At 62.1% G+C, this 15,407-nt stretch carries 17 protein-coding genes; 2 read left to right on the top strand and 15 right to left on the bottom strand.

Annotated elements, in window-relative coordinates; genetic code table 11:
- Positions 1 to 15: 15 nt before the first annotated feature.
- The 15 genes from lepA to FRZ40_RS06645 all read right to left on the bottom strand — a co-directional run bounded on the left by lepA (position 16) and on the right by FRZ40_RS06645 (position 13,797).
- Positions 16 to 1,809, bottom strand: coding sequence for a translation elongation factor 4 (lepA, locus tag FRZ40_RS06575; RefSeq protein WP_147233681.1), 1,794 nt, complete (start codon positions 1,807 to 1,809; stop codon positions 16 to 18).
- 165 nt (positions 1,810 to 1,974) lie between these two features.
- The gene (locus FRZ40_RS06580) at positions 1,975 to 2,253 is read right to left on the bottom strand and encodes a glutaredoxin family protein (RefSeq protein ID WP_028367688.1); all 279 of its coding nucleotides are present in this window, start codon (positions 2,251 to 2,253) and stop codon (positions 1,975 to 1,977) included.
- The gene (locus tag FRZ40_RS06585; protein WP_147233682.1) at positions 2,250 to 3,758 is read right to left on the bottom strand and encodes a DegQ family serine endoprotease; all 1,509 of its coding nucleotides are present in this window, start codon (positions 3,756 to 3,758) and stop codon (positions 2,250 to 2,252) included. The genes FRZ40_RS06580 and FRZ40_RS06585 overlap by 4 nt, the downstream gene beginning before the upstream one ends.
- Positions 3,759 to 3,777: 19 nt before the next feature.
- The gene (locus FRZ40_RS06590; RefSeq protein WP_147233683.1) at positions 3,778 to 4,818 is read right to left on the bottom strand and encodes a MucB/RseB C-terminal domain-containing protein; all 1,041 of its coding nucleotides are present in this window, start codon (positions 4,816 to 4,818) and stop codon (positions 3,778 to 3,780) included.
- A gap of 4 nt (positions 4,819 to 4,822) precedes the next feature.
- Positions 4,823 to 5,476, bottom strand: a complete 654-nt coding sequence (locus FRZ40_RS06595) for a sigma-E factor negative regulatory protein (protein ID WP_147233684.1) — start codon at positions 5,474 to 5,476, stop codon at positions 4,823 to 4,825.
- A gap of 96 nt (positions 5,477 to 5,572) precedes the next feature.
- Positions 5,573 to 6,172 (bottom strand): RNA polymerase sigma factor RpoE, encoded by a 600-nt coding sequence (rpoE, locus tag FRZ40_RS06600; protein WP_012400242.1) that lies wholly within the window; start codon positions 6,170 to 6,172, stop codon positions 5,573 to 5,575.
- Positions 6,173 to 6,304: 132 nt separating this feature from the next.
- Positions 6,305 to 6,688 (bottom strand): hypothetical protein, encoded by a 384-nt coding sequence (locus FRZ40_RS06605; protein WP_147233685.1) that lies wholly within the window; start codon positions 6,686 to 6,688, stop codon positions 6,305 to 6,307.
- 106 nt (positions 6,689 to 6,794) lie between these two features.
- Positions 6,795 to 8,033, bottom strand: a complete 1,239-nt coding sequence (gene fabF, locus FRZ40_RS06610; protein ID WP_028367683.1) for a beta-ketoacyl-ACP synthase II — start codon at positions 8,031 to 8,033, stop codon at positions 6,795 to 6,797.
- 352 nt (positions 8,034 to 8,385) lie between these two features.
- Positions 8,386 to 8,625 (bottom strand): acyl carrier protein, encoded by a 240-nt coding sequence (gene acpP / locus FRZ40_RS06615; protein ID WP_004197638.1) that lies wholly within the window; start codon positions 8,623 to 8,625, stop codon positions 8,386 to 8,388.
- Between the two features lie 148 nt (positions 8,626 to 8,773).
- On the bottom strand, positions 8,774 to 9,523 hold the full coding sequence (gene fabG, locus FRZ40_RS06620) for a 3-oxoacyl-ACP reductase FabG (RefSeq protein ID WP_028367681.1): 750 nt from the start codon (positions 9,521 to 9,523) through the stop codon (positions 8,774 to 8,776).
- Positions 9,524 to 9,590: 67 nt separating this feature from the next.
- Positions 9,591 to 10,523, bottom strand: coding sequence for an ACP S-malonyltransferase (gene fabD / locus FRZ40_RS06625; protein ID WP_028367680.1), 933 nt, complete (start codon positions 10,521 to 10,523; stop codon positions 9,591 to 9,593).
- A 96-nt stretch (positions 10,524 to 10,619) separates the two neighbouring features.
- Complete coding sequence (locus FRZ40_RS06630) at positions 10,620 to 11,609, bottom strand: beta-ketoacyl-ACP synthase III (RefSeq protein WP_147233686.1); 990 nt, start codon at positions 11,607 to 11,609, stop codon at positions 10,620 to 10,622.
- The gene (gene plsX, locus FRZ40_RS06635) at positions 11,609 to 12,739 is read right to left on the bottom strand and encodes a phosphate acyltransferase PlsX (protein ID WP_147233687.1); all 1,131 of its coding nucleotides are present in this window, start codon (positions 12,737 to 12,739) and stop codon (positions 11,609 to 11,611) included. Before plsX ends, FRZ40_RS06630 begins: the two co-directional genes overlap by 1 nt.
- 135 nt (positions 12,740 to 12,874) lie before the next feature.
- The gene (gene rpmF / locus FRZ40_RS06640; protein ID WP_012400235.1) at positions 12,875 to 13,054 is read right to left on the bottom strand and encodes a 50S ribosomal protein L32; all 180 of its coding nucleotides are present in this window, start codon (positions 13,052 to 13,054) and stop codon (positions 12,875 to 12,877) included.
- Positions 13,055 to 13,158: 104 nt separating this feature from the next.
- Entirely contained in the window at positions 13,159 to 13,797 is a 639-nt protein-coding gene (locus FRZ40_RS06645) for a DUF177 domain-containing protein (RefSeq protein ID WP_028367677.1), read from the bottom strand.
- A 224-nt stretch (positions 13,798 to 14,021) separates the two neighbouring features.
- Here FRZ40_RS06645 and FRZ40_RS06650 point away from each other — a divergent pair, with 224 nt between their 5' ends.
- Together FRZ40_RS06650 and FRZ40_RS06655 are read left to right on the top strand one after the other, a co-directional pair.
- A complete protein-coding gene (locus FRZ40_RS06650) occupies positions 14,022 to 14,639 on the top strand; it encodes a Maf-like protein (protein WP_147233688.1) in 618 nt (205 codons plus the stop codon).
- The gene (locus tag FRZ40_RS06655; RefSeq protein WP_028367675.1) at positions 14,636 to 15,355 is read left to right on the top strand and encodes an SAM-dependent methyltransferase; all 720 of its coding nucleotides are present in this window, start codon (positions 14,636 to 14,638) and stop codon (positions 15,353 to 15,355) included. Before FRZ40_RS06650 ends, FRZ40_RS06655 begins: the two co-directional genes overlap by 4 nt.
- The last annotated feature ends 52 nt before the right edge of the window (positions 15,356 to 15,407 follow it).

The raw sequence follows: 15,407 nt of genomic DNA on the forward strand, positions 1-15,407 counted from the left end.
TTCCAGTTCTTAGTCTTATTTGTCTTCGACGCGCAGAATCGCGAGGAAAGCCTCTTGCGGAATCTCGACGGACCCAACCTGCTTCATCCGCTTCTTACCTTCCTTCTGCTTTTCCAACAGCTTCATCTTACGCGTAATGTCGCCGCCATAGCACTTGGCAAGAACGTTCTTACGCAGAGCCTTGATGTTCTCACGCGCGATAATGTGCGCTCCGATCGTCGCCTGGATCGCGACGTCGTACATCTGCCGCGGAATGATTTCGCGCATCTTCGACGCCACTTCGCGGCCACGATACTGGCTCTGCGAGCGGTGCACGATGACCGACAGCGCGTCGACCTTGTCGCCGTTGATCAGCATGTCGACCTTCACCACGTCCGACGCGCGATATTCCTTGAACTCGTAGTCCATCGACGCATAGCCGCGCGACACCGATTTCAGGCGATCGAAGAAGTCGAGCACGATCTCGCCCATCGGGATTTCGTACGTCAGCTGAACCTGGCGGCCGTGGTATTGCATGTTGATCTGCATGCCGCGCTTTTGCGTACACAGCGTGATCACCGAGCCGACATAGTCTTGCGGCATGTACAGGTTCACGGTGACGATCGGCTCGCGCACTTCCTCGATCTTCGACGGATCCGGCATCTTCGCCGGGTTCTCGACCATGATGGTCGTGCCGTCTCGCTGGACGACTTCGTAGACCACGGTCGGCGCAGTGGTGATCAGGTCCATGTCGAACTCGCGTTCGAGACGCTCCTGGACGATCTCCATGTGCAACAGACCAAGGAAGCCGCAACGGAAGCCAAAGCCGAGTGCCTGAGACACCTCCGGCTCGTACATCAGCGAGGCGTCGTTGAGTTTCAGCTTTTCCAGCGATTCGCGCAGCGCGTCGTACTGGTTCGCCTCGACAGGATAGAGACCCGCGAACACCTGCGGCTTCACTTCCTTGAAGCCCGGCAGCGGTTCCGGCGCAGGGTTCTTGACGGTCGTGACGGTATCGCCGACCTTCGCGGCCGTCAGTTCCTTGATGCCCGCGATGATGAAACCCACCTGCCCGGCCGACAGCGATTCCAGATTCTTCGACTTCGGCGTGAACACGCCGACGTGTTCGACGGGATACTCGGCGCCCGTCGCCATCATGCGGATACGATCCTTCGGACGCAGTGTGCCGTTGACGATGCGCACCAGCATCACGACCCCGACGTAGTTGTCGAACCACGAGTCGATGATCAGCGCCTGCAGCGGGTCGTCCGCATTGCCCTTCGGCGGCGGCACCCTGGCGATCAGCGATTCCAGCACGTCTTCGACACCCATGCCCGTCTTGGCGCTGCAAGGCGTCGCGTCGGTCGCGTCGATGCCGATCACGTCTTCGATTTCGGCAATCGCGTTTTCGGGGTTGGCGGCGGGCAGGTCGATCTTGTTGAGCACGGGCACCACTTCGACGCCCAGTTCGATTGCCGTGTAGCAGTTCGCGACCGTCTGCGCCTCGACGCCCTGACTCGCGTCGACGACCAGCAGCGCGCCTTCGCACGCGGACAGCGAACGGCTGACTTCATACGAGAAGTCGACGTGCCCCGGCGTGTCGATCATGTTCAGGTTGTACACCTTGCCGTCGCGCGCGCGGTACGACAGGGCCGCCGTTTGAGCCTTGATGGTGATGCCGCGCTCGCGCTCGAGATCCATCGAGTCGAGCACCTGTGCTTCCATCTCGCGGTCCGACAGACCGCCGCAAATCTGGATGATGCGATCGGCGAGCGTCGACTTGCCGTGGTCGATGTGCGCAATGATCGAAAAGTTACGAATATGATCCATTCAGTGCCGATCAAGCGAAAAAGGCGCGCTCGGACGATTGCGGAGCACGCCTTGTAAGTAAGTGAAAAACTTATCTATTTTAGCCGAAAAGGGGGTCGACGGGCACGACTTCCAGGTAGCGGGAGACATTCGTGCTGTCTGACCACCCGTTCTCGCCTTGCCGGGTCAGCGCGGCGACGATGCGGACTGCGCCGTCAAGGCCGCCCGCACACGGGTTTCGTCGAGATGGTAATGACATAGCTCGACACCCTCGTGCATCAGCACGGGAACCCAGTCGTTGTATCGCGCTTCGAGTGAAGGGTCGGTGTCGATGTCGACGACTTCGACCCGCGCGCCGAACTCAGCGAGCAACGGTTCGAGCGCGGCCCGCATGTCGTCGCAAAGGTGGCACCACGCGCGTCCATAGAGCGTGAGCGATGCCACCGCGTTGACGGCGCCCGTCACTTCGACGCGCGCGGACGGACGGGCACAAACTGCGTGTTTTCCCCGCGACGGACCAGCAGCGCGACCATCTTCGACGCGTCGAGATGTGCCGTGACTTCTTCGAACTGCTTCGCGCTCGTGATATCCGTGTCGCCGACACGCAAAATGATGTCCCCGCGCTGCAGACCGACACGCGCAGCCGGTCCGTCGACGGCGTCGACCTGCACGCCGTTGTGCAGCTTGAGCGACTTCATCTGTTCGGCCGGGATATCGCTGACGGCCACGCCCAACGCGTTCGACGCGCGCGGCTTCGGAGTCGGCGCCTTCTTCTGGTCGGCCTTCGCTGTCTTCTCGGGCTGCATTTCGGCCACCGTCACGGGCAGTTCGCGCGTCTGGCCCTTGCGCCACAGCGTGATCGTCGCCTTCGTGCCCGGCTTGGTGTCGCCGACCATACGCGGCAGATCCGTCGCCGTGTCGACGTTGTGGCCGTTGAACTTCAGGATGATGTCGCCTGGCTGCACACCCGCCTTGTCGGCGGGACCGCCCGGCTCGACGCTGCTGACGAGCGCGCCCTGCGCCTTCGGCAGACCGAGCGAATCGGCCACGTCTTTCGTTACTTCGCCGATCGCGACAGCAATCCGGCCACGCGTCACCTTGCCCGTCGTCTTTAGCTGGTCGGCGACGCGCATCGCTTCGTCGATCGGAATCGCGAATGAGATGCCCATGAAGCCGCCCGTCCGGCTGTAGATCTGCGAGTTAATGCCGATCACTTCGCCTTGCATATTGATCAGCGGACCGCCCGAGTTGCCGGGATTCACGGCCACGTCGGTCTGAATGAACGGCAGATAGTCGCCCGTATCGCGCCCCTTTGCGCTGACGATGCCCGCCGTCACCGTATTCTCGAGTCCAAACGGCGAACCGATCGCGACAACCCACTCGCCGACGCGCACCTTGTTCGAGTCGCCGATGGGCACGGTGGGCAGGTTCGCCGCGTTGATCTTGACGACGGCCACGTCGGTGCGGTCGTCGACGCCAATCAGCTTGGCCTTGAATTCGCGCTTGTCCGTGAGCGTGACGTAGATCGTGTCCGCGTCGTCGATCACGTGAGCGTTCGTCATCACGTAACCATCCGACGACAGGATGAAGCCCGAGCCGACGCCGCTGTTCTGCTCGGTATCGGGACTGTTATCGGGCGATTGATCCTGGTCGTTGTTGCCGCCGCGAGGCGAATTGGGCGTACCCGGCGATTGTGGCGACTGCGGCGAATTGGGCATCGGAATGCCGAAGAAGCGCCGGAAAAACTCCGACATATCGCCGTCGTCCATGCCGGGCGGCAGGCCGCGCGTGCTGTTGGAGACGCGCGCCGTGGTGCGGATGTTGACGACGGCCGGCCCGACCTTGTCGACCAGATCGGTGAAATCGGGCAGATTGGCAGCAGGCGCCGCCGACGCCGCGTGCGGCGCGAGCGGCAGACAAGCCACCAGTACTGCGGCCGCGAAGAATTTGCGCACCGAGAGAATCGTCATGTCGTAGCGAACCGAAGGATTACCTGGAAGGCTTGTATTCTATGGCAGCCGCAAATTGCTGCAACGTGGTCTGAGGCACTTCCCCGAGCAAGGTGATCCAGAAATCCCCGCGCCGCTTGACCAGCACGTGCGTCGCACCGTTGTTTCCCGCCCCTTCCTTTCGGGTGCTTTTCTCGACCGGCTCGACGAAGATCGATATTGCCGCAAGACCGTCGGAGAACACCATCTGGTCGACGGGAATAGGCGGATTGGACGGATCGTGCGCCGCCATTGGCCGGCGCAACTCGCGAATCTTGTGGAATCCGGCGACGGGCGACGTCAGTTGCCAGCCCTGCGCCTCCATATCGACAGGTTCGACGGGCGGGCGCACCACCGTCCAGCCGGACGTGTTCTTGATGCCGGACGCGATGGGCGCCTTGTCCGCGGGCACGCCGATCCGAATCTGCGAAAACGACATCTGTTCGAGCACCTGACCGCTCGGGTCGAGCGTCTGCGCGCGCAGCAGCAGACCCGTCTTCGTGTCGGCCCACAGCTTGTACGCGAAACGATTCGCGTCCTTCGGATCGAGTTCGATTACCTGGCTGTCGACACCCGCGACGCGGTCCGTCCCCAGCATCTTAGGCTCGTAGACGCCCAGCACCTGCTCGCCGCTCGCCGACAGCAGTGCCGGGAACGAGTCCTTGTTCTGCCGCTTCTCGACGACGCACAGATGCCGCTCCGGCACGAACGTATAGAGCTCGTCGTTATGACGCAGCATCTTGCGTGGCTTGCCGTCGAGGCTTTCCAGCGATTCGAATTCCCCGTCGTTACGCGTTGCGTAGTGGGAAATGCGCGAGGACTGCACGAAATTGCCGCGCTGGTAGACGAACGCACCTTCGTAGTTCTGCTGCTGCGCGGCCTGATGGATCCGGTTCAGCAGTTCCGCCGCGCTGTGCCGGGTGGCAGAGTCGTCGGTTTGCGCGAAGGTGCGCGACGTAGCGGACAACATCACGGCTGCGCAGAACATGAATGCCGGCAGCCGCCCCCAGATAGTCGTTTTTTTCAACCGCAGACTCTGCATCAGACTAGTGGCCCTGCTTGGTCAGAGAAGCTGCGCGGAGCAACGGCATGGAGCCCGACACGACGGGCTGCAGGCCGAACTGTTGATGCGCTTCCAGATATTGGTCGAGGCTCGCGTCGCGGATGATATTGGCATCCGACACATCCGCCTGTGCCGTGGTCGCCACAGGCATCGACGCCATGGCCACGCGCTGCATCGAGTCCGAGTGCGGCGCGACCGACGCGACCTGCGTCACGCCTGCGCCCGTATTCACACCCTGCAGCTGCGGCATCACGATCCACGTCAGCGTCGCGGCGGCAGCCGCCACGGCAAACGCCGGAATCACACGGCGGCGCAGCGCCAGCAGACGGCGCGTCGCCGGCACGGCAGCTGGCGCAAGCACATGCGCCTCGCTTTCGAAGCGCGCCGAGAAGCCCGCCAGAAAAGCGCTGCTTGTGGCCGGACTGACAGCCAGATCGTCGGAACGCAGCGCGTCGCCGATCAGGTGATAGCACGACCATGCCGCGCGATCTTCATGACCCAGCGTGGCCAGAATTGTGTTCGGATGCTCGCCGTCGAACAGTTCACCGTCGACGAAAGCAGACAGACGCTCGGCGCGCGAGCTTGCTTGCGCATTGGTTTGCGCAGTTGTTTGCATTGGCATCGAAACCGACCCCATGATGCTCCCCATCTTTTCAGACATCCGTAGTGACACCACTTAACCCAGATACTGCGCCGCTGTCCGCGAGGCTAACTGGCGGCTGTCCAACAGCCATTACCAGCGCTTGCCCTCGGGTGTGTCAAGCAGCGGACGCAATTTTGCCGCAATGGCCTCGCGAGCACGGAAAATTCTTGATCTGACGGTTCCGATTGGGCAACCCATCATTTCAGCGATTTCCTCGTAGCTCAGACCTTCAATTTCACGAAGAGTTATGGCGGTACGCAGCTCTTCCGGTAAAACCGCCATCGCAGCATTGACCGTCTCTGCGATCTGTTTGCTCATCAACATCGACTCGGGCGTGTTGATATCCCTTAGTTGGTCGGCATCCGAGAAAGTTTCCGCTTCTTCAGCATCTGCTTCCGTCGAAGTGGGTGCCCGGCGGCCCTGGGTCGCAAGGTAATTCTTGGCCGTATTGACGGCAATCCGGTACAACCACGTATAGAACGCGGACTCGCCGCGGAATTGGGGTAGCGCCCGGTATGCCTTGATGAAGGCATCCTGGGCCACGTCCTCGACCTCGGCGGGATCCCGCACGAGGCGCGAGATCAGCCGGATGATCTTGCGGTGGTACTTTGAGACCAGAAGCTCGAACGCGGCCTTGTCGCCATTCTGGACGCGTTCAACCAGCACCTGATCTATTTCTTTTTCGCTCACCTGATAAATCCGTTAACTTTTGCGCGTGTAGCGGGGCACCATTGTAGCGTCCCCTTCAACGCGGCACGTTACGCGCGTAACAGCCGTTACAGTCTTTACAGTCAAGGCGCCCAGCCACACCTGCGCGTCCTCTCAGACGTGTGCCGCCCGCCTCGCGTGCACGGCCAGCTTGCGAAAAACATCGCGTTCGAGCGTGTCAGCCGCGAACAGCAGCCGCTGCAATCCGCCCCCATCTTCCTCCAGCCAGAGCATCAGGAGCGTGTCGCTCCACTGGCTGCATCCAACGATACGGCCCTGAGCGCGCAATATTCCCGCCCGGTTCCAGATCGACAATCCTTCCGGCCCGATTTTAAAGGCGCCCGGTTGATCGCGCCCGTGACGGAGCGCCGCCAGCGTGAGAACCGCGAAACCGACCAATCCGGCCATTGCCGCCCGACCGGCTCCGAAGCGAGCGCCAACGGTCGCGTAAACAGCGGCCACAGCTACGACGATGAAAAGCGCGGTCGCCAGATGCAACGCGGCGGACCGCCGCAACGCAATGCGCTGCGAGGGTCCGCCGTTCAGTGCGGAATCGGAAGCGGGAGCCGGCTCAGCCGGCAGCGACCATGCCGCCGTCAAGCGTTCAGGCGCGCTTGAAAACCAGCGTGCCGTTCGTACCGCCGAACCCGAACGAGTTCTTCAGCGCGATGTCGATCTTCATCTCCCGCGCCGTGTTCGCGCAGTAGTCGAGATCGCATTCCGGATCCTGGTTGAAGATGTTGATGGTCGGCGGCGAGACTTGATGATGCACGGCCAGCACCGTGAACACCGACTCCAGACCGCCCGCGCCACCCAGCAGGTGACCCGTCATCGATTTCGTCGAATTCACGACAATCTTCTTCGAGTGATCGCCAAATGCGCGCTTGATACCCGTGGTTTCCGCGAGGTCACCCAGCGGCGTCGACGTGCCGTGCGCGTTCAGGTAGTTCACCGAATCAGGGTTCACGCCGGCGTTCTTCAGCGCCGCGAGCATGCAGCGGCGTGCGCCGTCGCCGTCTTCCAGCGGGGCCGTCATGTGATACGCGTCACCGCTCATGCCGTAGCCGCCGACTTCCGCGTAGATCTTCGCGCCGCGCGCCTTCGCGTGTTCGTACTCTTCGAGCACCATCACGCCGGAGCCCTCGCCAAGCACGAAACCGTCGCGGTCCTTGTCCCACGGACGGCTCGCCGTCGACGGATCGTCATTGCGCTGCGACAGCGCGCGTGCAGCCGCGAAGCCGCCGATACCGAGCGGAGAAACGGTCGATTCCGCGCCGCCCGCGATCATCACGTCGCAGTCGCCATATTCGATCAACCGCGAGGCTTCGCCGATGCAGTGCAGGCCGGTCGTGCAAGCCGTCACCATCGACAGGTTCGGGCCCTTGAGGCCGAACTTGATCGACAGGTGGCCGGAGATCATGTTGATGATCGACGCAGGCACGAAGAACGGCGAGATGCGGCGCGGACCGCGGTTCAGCAGTTCCGTTTGCGTGATTTCGATCATCGGCAGGCCGCCGATGCCCGAGCCCACGTTCACGCCAATGCGCTCGGCGTTCGCTTCGGTGACTTCAAGGCCGCTGTCCTTCATCGCCTGAATGCCCGCCGCCACGCCGTAATGGATGAACGTATCCATGTGGCGGGCTTCCTTGCCGGCGATGTAGTCTTCAATGTTGAAGCCCTTCACTTCACCGGCAAAACGCGTGGAGAAGTTCGATGCGTCGAACTTCGTGATGTTGGCGATGCCGGACTTGCCGGCGACCAGATTGGCCCAGCCGTCGGCAACATTATTGCCAACAGGCGAAATAAGCCCCAGGCCTGTAACAACAACACGACGACGGCTCACGGTAACCCCTTTTCCATAGATGACAAAACAAAAGCCACAGAAGCGCACAGGAAAGCGCCCCGTGTGCCCTGTGGCTGTTTAACCTGACGAACGCGCTGACCAGGGCGCTGGCGAATACGCTGACCAGTGCACGGGCGATGACGCCAGAACATGCACCAGTAAGCGCAATGGCGAAAGAGCCGACTTTTGATGCATCGGCCAGTGCGCCTTGAACGACGCAGTCAGGCTCGCGCGCATGCGCATCGGCATTGACGCCTGCCCCGTTTGCGCCATCTGGCGCGACGAGGCTGCCGGCACGACGGACGCTGCCGACTTCGCAGCAGCCGAGGCAGCCAGCCAGGCGCGAATGGCCTTAGGCCTTGACGTTAGCGCGAGCGTAGTCGATCGCTTGCTGAACCGTCGTGATCTTCTCGGCTTCTTCATCCGGAATTTCCATGCCGAATTCGTCTTCGAGAGCCATCACCAGCTCGACCGTGTCGAGCGAGTCAGCGCCGAGGTCGTTCACGAACGATGCTTCGTTCTTGATTTCCGCTTCGGCAACACCGAGTTGTTCTGCAACGATCTTCTTGACGCGCTGTTCGATATTGTCCATTACCCCTCCAAGGGAAAAAAGTTCATAAATACAGGTGCGCGCATTTTATCAGGTTTGCATCTGTAAAAAAGCGGCGCACTGGGTTGCTGTAAAGCCGTTCTGTCCGTGCCTTGAATGGCATCAAGGCGCGGATAGTAACCGAATTTGATTACGACATATACATGCCGCCGTTCACATGCAGCGTCGTGCCGGTGATATAACCGGCCTGCGGCGATGCGAGGAACGTCACAGCATGGGCGATATCTTCCGGGCTGCCGAGCCGGCCGAGCGGAATCTGTGCCTTCAGTGCGGTTTGCTGCTCTTCGGGCAGCGTCTTCGTCATGTCGGTGTCGATGAAACCCGGCGCGACGCAATTCACCGTGATGTTACGGCTGCCGATCTCGCGTGCGAGCGCACGCGTCATGCCCGCTACGCCTGCCTTCGCGGCTGCATAGTTCACCTGACCGGCATTACCCGACGAGCCCACCACCGACGTAATGTTGATGATGCGGCCGCCGCGCGCTTTCATCATCGGGCGCAGCACCGCGCGCGACAGACGGAACACGGACTTGAGGTTCGTGTCGATCACGTTGTCCCAGTCTTCGTCCTTCATGCGCATGGCGAGCTGGTCTTGCGTGATGCCCGCGTTGTTCACCAGCACGTTGAGCGCGCCGAATTCCTTCACGGTGCCTTCGATCAGCGCTTCAGCAGCGGCCGCGTCGTTGACGTTGAGTACCGCGCCGCGGCCGTTCAGGCCTTCAGCCTTGAACGCTTCCGAGATCGCGTTCGCGCCGCTTTCGCTCGTAGCAGTACCGATCACCGTCGCGCCCTGACGCGCGAGTTCGATCGCGATTGCGCGGCCGATGCCACGCGAGGCACCCGTCACGATTGCGATCTGTTTGTCAAGAGTCTTTTCCATCGTTCAATTCCACATTGCCCTGCATAGGCAGGGCTGTTTGATTCGTTGCTGCCGTACCAATAGACGTTCAGGCTGTGACGACTTTCAGCACTTCGTCGAGCGAAGCGGGATCGACGATCGCCGCTCCGACCAGGTTGCCGTCGATACGCCTGGTCAGACCCGCCAGCACCTTGCCGGGACCGCACTCGATCACATGCGTGACGCCCTGCTTCGCGATCGACTGCACGCATTCGACCCAGCGCACGGCGCCCGCCGCCTGGCGTACCAGCGCATCCTTGATGCCGGCCGGCTCGTTGACGATGGCCACGTCGACGTTGTTCACGACGGGAATGGACGGCACCTGCACCTCGACGCTCGCCAGATATTCGCGCAGCTGATCCGACGCCGGCTTGAGCAGCGACGAATGAAACGGTGCGGACACGGGGAGCGGCAGCGCGCGCTTGGCGCCCTTTGCCTTCGCCACTTCACACGCCTTTTCCACAGCCGCCTTGTGACCGGCGATCACGACCTGCGCGGGCGCGTTGAAGTTGACCGCTTCGACCACGCCAGCCACCGATGCTTCCTTGCACACGTCGCGCACGGCGTCGTCGTCGAGGCCGAGGATCGCTGCCATGCCGCCCTGGCCGACAGGCACCGCGTTCTGCATGGCCTGCGCACGAAAACGCACGAGCGGCACCGCATCGCGGAACTTCAAGGCGCCAGCGGCGACGAGCGCCGTGTATTCACCAAGGCTGTGGCCGGCCACGATTGTAGGCGCAGGACCGTTCGCCGCTTGCCATGCGCGAAAGATCGCGTAAGCAGCCGTCAGCATCACGGGTTGGGTGTTGGTGGTGAGATTCAGGTCTTCGGCCGGACCTTCGGCAATCAGCTTGCCGATGTCCTGGTTGAGCGCGTCGGACGCTTCCTGGAGAGTTTCCCGCACGATCGCGTTGTCGGCGAATGCATTGAGCATGCCGACCGCCTGCGAGCCCTGCCCCGGAAAAACGAACGCAAATTTCATATCGTCCCCAATTCGATGAGTTCAAATGTGCGTGACGCGCACGCCATGCATGCGCTGCCACTTGAAGCGACGCTCAAACGCCGCCGCGCGCCGTCATCAATAACGGATGACCGACGCGCCCCATGTAAAGCCGCCGCCGACGCCTTCGATCAGCACGTTATGGCCGCGCTGGATGCGTCCGTCGCGAACCGCGACGTCGAGTGCGAGCGGAATCGACGCCGCCGACGTGTTGCCGTGCTCGTGCACGGTCACGACCATCCGTTCCTGCGGCAAGCCGAGCTTGCGGCACGTGCTCTGCATGATGCGGATATTGGCCTGGTGCGGGATCAGCCAGTCGATCTGCTCGGGCTGAAGATCAGCCTTCTGCAGCGCCTCGACCGCGACTTTCTCCAGCACGTTGACGGCCAGCTTGAACACCGCCTGCCCGTCCATGTGCAGGAACGCACTGCCTTGCACAATGCCGCCGTTCACGTTGCCCGGCGTGCAGAGGATGTTCGAATGGCTGCCGTCCGCGTGCAACGCGCTCGCCAGCACGCCCGGCTCGTCCGACGCCTGCAGGATCACAGCACCCGCGCCGTCGCCGAACAGCACGCACGTGGTGCGGTCGTTGAAATCGAGAATGCGCGAGAACGTTTCAGCACCGACCACCAGCGCAGTACGATGTTGCCCGCTTCGAATGAAGCTGTCAGCCGTCGCAACGGCATAGGCAAAACCTGAGCATACGGCCTGCACGTCGAACGCGGCGCCGTTGTTCTTGATGCCCAGCTTGTTCTGCAGCAGACAGGCCGTGCTCGGAAACACGAAGTCCGGCGTCGACGTGGCGACGATGATCAGGTCGATGGATTGCGGATCGACATCGGACGCTTCGATCGCGCGTCGCGACGCGATCAGCGCGAGGTCGCTGGTCGTGACATCAGGGTCGGCGAAGTGGCGCGCGTGGATGCCCGTGCGTGCCACGATCCATTCGTCGCTCGTCTCGATGCCCTGCTTCGCGAGACGCTCGGCCAGTTCCTGATTGGAAACGCGATTGGACGGCAGATAGCTGCCCGTGCCCAGCACGCGGGAATAGGTAGTGGATTGAGCCATTATGCCTTCGAGGATTGTGCGCTGTAGGGCTCGGCCGGCTGGCCAGAAATCGGACCTGCGATCGGGCTTGCCATCTGGCTCGCGGAACCCGGTCCGCCTGCGTCGCGCTTCGCCTGTTCGAGTGAACCCGCGTTCTCCTCCATCGCGCGGGCAAGGCGTTCGAGAACGCCATTTTTGACGGCATCATACCCGCGTTTGATTGCCCACTCAAACGCATAGGCATCGGCCGAACCGTGGCTCTTGATCACGAGCCCACGCAGGCCGAGCAGCGCCGCGCCGTTGTACTGGCGGTGATCGACGCGCTTCTTGAAGCGCAGCAGCACGGGCAGTGCGAGCACGGCCATCACCTTGGTCAGCCACGAGCGGCCGAATTCTTCCTTGATGATGTCGGAGAGCATCTGCGCGAGGCCTTCGGACGTCTTCAGCGCAACGTTGCCGACAAAGCCATCGCAGACAATCACGTCGACGGTGCCTTTGTAGATATCGTTGCCTTCCACGTTACCGCGGAAATTGAGGGTGCTGGTACGCAGCAGTTCGCCCGCACGCTTGATGGTGTCGTTGCCCTTGATGACCTCTTCGCCGATATTCAGGAGCCCGATGGTCGGACGCTCCTTGCCTTCGACGGCGGACACCAGCGCATGCCCCATCTCCGCGAACTGCAGCAGATGCTGCGGCTCGCAGTCGACGTTCGCGCCGAGGTCGAGCATCGTCGTGTAGCCGGTGGGATTGGGCAGGGCAAACGCGATCGCCGGACGTTCGATGCCCGGGAGCGTTTTAAGGACATAGCGGGAAACGGCCATCAGCGCGCCGGTGTTGCCGGCGGAGATGCAGGCCTGCGCCTCGTCGTCTTTGACGCGATTGAGCGCCACACGCATCGACGAGTCTTTCTTCTTGCGAAGGGCGACTTCGACGGGATCGTCCATCGCGACGATCTCCGACGCGGGAACGACCGTGAGTGCCGGATTGTCCGCCGCCTTCAGCTTTTTGAGCTGCGCACGAATCGCGCTTTCGATGCCAACGAGCATCAGATGCGCATCGGCGTGCGAGCGAACGAAGTTGACGGCAGCGGGAACGGTCACGGACGGGCCGTGGTCGCCTCCCATGCAATCTATCGTGAGCTTTACAGTCATGGAATGCGACGAATTTCAGGCACAAAAAAGCGGCAGTTGAATGCCGCCTTTTTGATGAACCGGGAAAATGTCAAGCGAGCCGATCGCCACGCGTAACGCCAATGGGCTAAACCCAGTTGAGCGCAATGCTGACGATTAGTCGTTCTTCGTCTTGACGACTTTCTTGCCGCGATAGTAGCCGTTCGGGCTGATGTGGTGACGCAGATGCACTTCACCCGTGCTCGGCTCAACAGCCAGCGGCGCTGCGTTGAGGAAATCGTGCGAGCGGTGCATGCCGCGCTTCGACGGCGACTTCTTGTTTTGTTGAACTGCCATGATAACTCCTGAAAATTTTCCGAATTCTAACACAGCCCGACGCGGCAACCGCCATAGGCCACGTGGCTAAACCAGCGTGCCTCATCGCGCTCCCATGCAACTGTTCAGTGCTTCTTGCCGCCGGATCCGCCCGACTTCAGGCCTTCGAGTGCCGCAAAAGGATTCGGCCGTTTGGGCTCTTCACCCTCCCCGGCTTCACCCTCGGCGGCCTCTTCGCCTTCCAGCCCGGCCGCGCCCGAGGTGAGACTCTCGTGCACTTCCGGACAGGCGTCGTGCTTGGGCACGAGCGGCAACGAAAGCAGCAATTCCTCTTCGATCAAGTCGACAAGATCGAACTGGCGTGACCCAACGATCACATCGACTTCATCCTCGTCCAGAGGAAACTCTTCAGCTTCCTCTTCCGTATTGACGATCCGGTAAGTCGCATCGACGTTGAACGCCTGCTCATACGGAGACAGGCAACGCTGACATTCGAGCCATGCGGCGCCGTGAATCGCGAGCCTCAGATACGGCTGCGGACCCTCGGTGCCGTCGTCCTGCAATTCCGGCTGCGTCGTCCCTTCGGCTTGCCAGGTGAACGCGGTGTCGCGGTCTGGCGCTTCCGCCGGGACTTCGTTTAACATGCGCGGCAGTTGCGAGACGCGCACGGTACCCGCGGCCTGGCGCCCACTCCGCGCAAATTCGAACAGATCGAGTGCGCGCGGGTCGACGAGACCAGCAGGTTTGCCAGGATGTTGAGTCATGTGCGCTCCTGCGTCGGCAAGGATTTCAGCCGGGTAAGTCGCTACGCCCTGTTACCCCGACGACGCCCGTCTGGACGCCATTCGGCAAAGCATACCGATGAAAAGCCCAAAATCATATCCGTTTTGTCTTTTCGAGTCAAACACTTAAGACCCGCCGCACAGACGCGTCGGCAGCTTACCTTTTAACACTCCGTTTTCCCGATCGATCAAGGTTCTTTCCCAGCATGCCGGATTCCTCCAAACGCCCGCCCCGCCTGATTCTGGCGTCGAGTTCGCCGTATCGTCGCGAACTGCTCGAACGCCTGCGCATTCCGTTCGACGTCCTGGTGCCCGCCATCGACGAAACGCCGCTCGAAGGCGAATCGCCGGAAGACACCGCGCTGCGGCTCTCGCAGGCGAAGGCGCGCGCCGTTGCGGCGGGCTTGGCGACGGGCGAGCGCGCTCTGATCATCGGCTCGGATCAGGTCGCGACCTACGACGGCCATCAGATCGGCAAGCCTCGCACGCACGACAAGGCGCTGGCGCAATTGCAGGCGATGCGTGGCCGCGAGGTGCTGTTCCACAGCGCGCTTTGCCTGCTCGACAGCGCCTCGGACGACGCCGAAACGGTCGATGTCATCACTAAAGTGCGCTTTCGCGCGTTGTCCGACGCCGCGCTGGACGCCTATCTCCACACCGAAACGCCTTACGACTGCGCGGGCAGCGCGAAAGCGGAGGGCCTCGGCATTGCGCTACTCGATGCCATCGAATCCGACGACCCGACGGCGCTGATCGGCCTGCCGCTGATCGCCCTCACCCGCATGTTGCTCGCCGCGGGCTATCCGCTGCTGGAGGCGCAATGAGCGGCACTCTCTACCTGATCCCGAATACGCTCGGCGACGGCGACGCCTCTGCGCTCGATGCCGTCCTGCCCGCGCCCGTTCGCGCCCGCGCGGCAGCCCTGCACTATTACATAGGCGAAAACGCAAAAACGACGCGCGCCTTCCTGAAAAAGGTCGGTACGGAGCGGCCGATCCAGGAAATCGAGATTCGAGAACTGAACGTCAATACGCCCGCTGGCGAAATCGACAAGCTGCTGGCACCCGTTCTGGCGGGAACGGATGCCGGACTCGTCTCGGAGGCGGGATGTCCCGCTGTCGCCGATCCGGGCGCGCTGCTCGTGCGCCGCGCACATGAGCGCGGCGTGAAGGTCGTGCCGTTCGTCGGGCCGAGTTCGATTCTGCTCGCGCTGATGGCATCCGGACTGAATGGCCAGAGCTTCGCCTTTCACGGCTATCTGCCCGTCGACGCCAACGAGCGCGCGAAACGCCTGCGCGAACTCGAGCAGCAGTCGCGCAAAGGCAAGCAAACGCAGATTTTCATCGAAACGCCGTACCGGAATCGCGCGTTGCTCGATACGTTGATCGCGACGTGCGCGCCGTCGACGCTCGTGTGCGTCGCCGTCGACCTGACCCTGGAAAGCGAAACGATCGTGAGCCGGACGGTCACCGACTGGAAGAAGAAGCCAGCGCCGGACCTGCACAAGCGACCGGCGATCTTTCTGATTCTGGCGAACTGACGCTTAGGAACGCAGCGGCCAGATTCCTGGCCGCCGCTCAACGGCACGACGC

Source organism: Paraburkholderia azotifigens (assembly GCF_007995085.1).
Taxonomy (GTDB): Bacteria; Pseudomonadota; Gammaproteobacteria; order Burkholderiales; family Burkholderiaceae; genus Paraburkholderia; species Paraburkholderia azotifigens.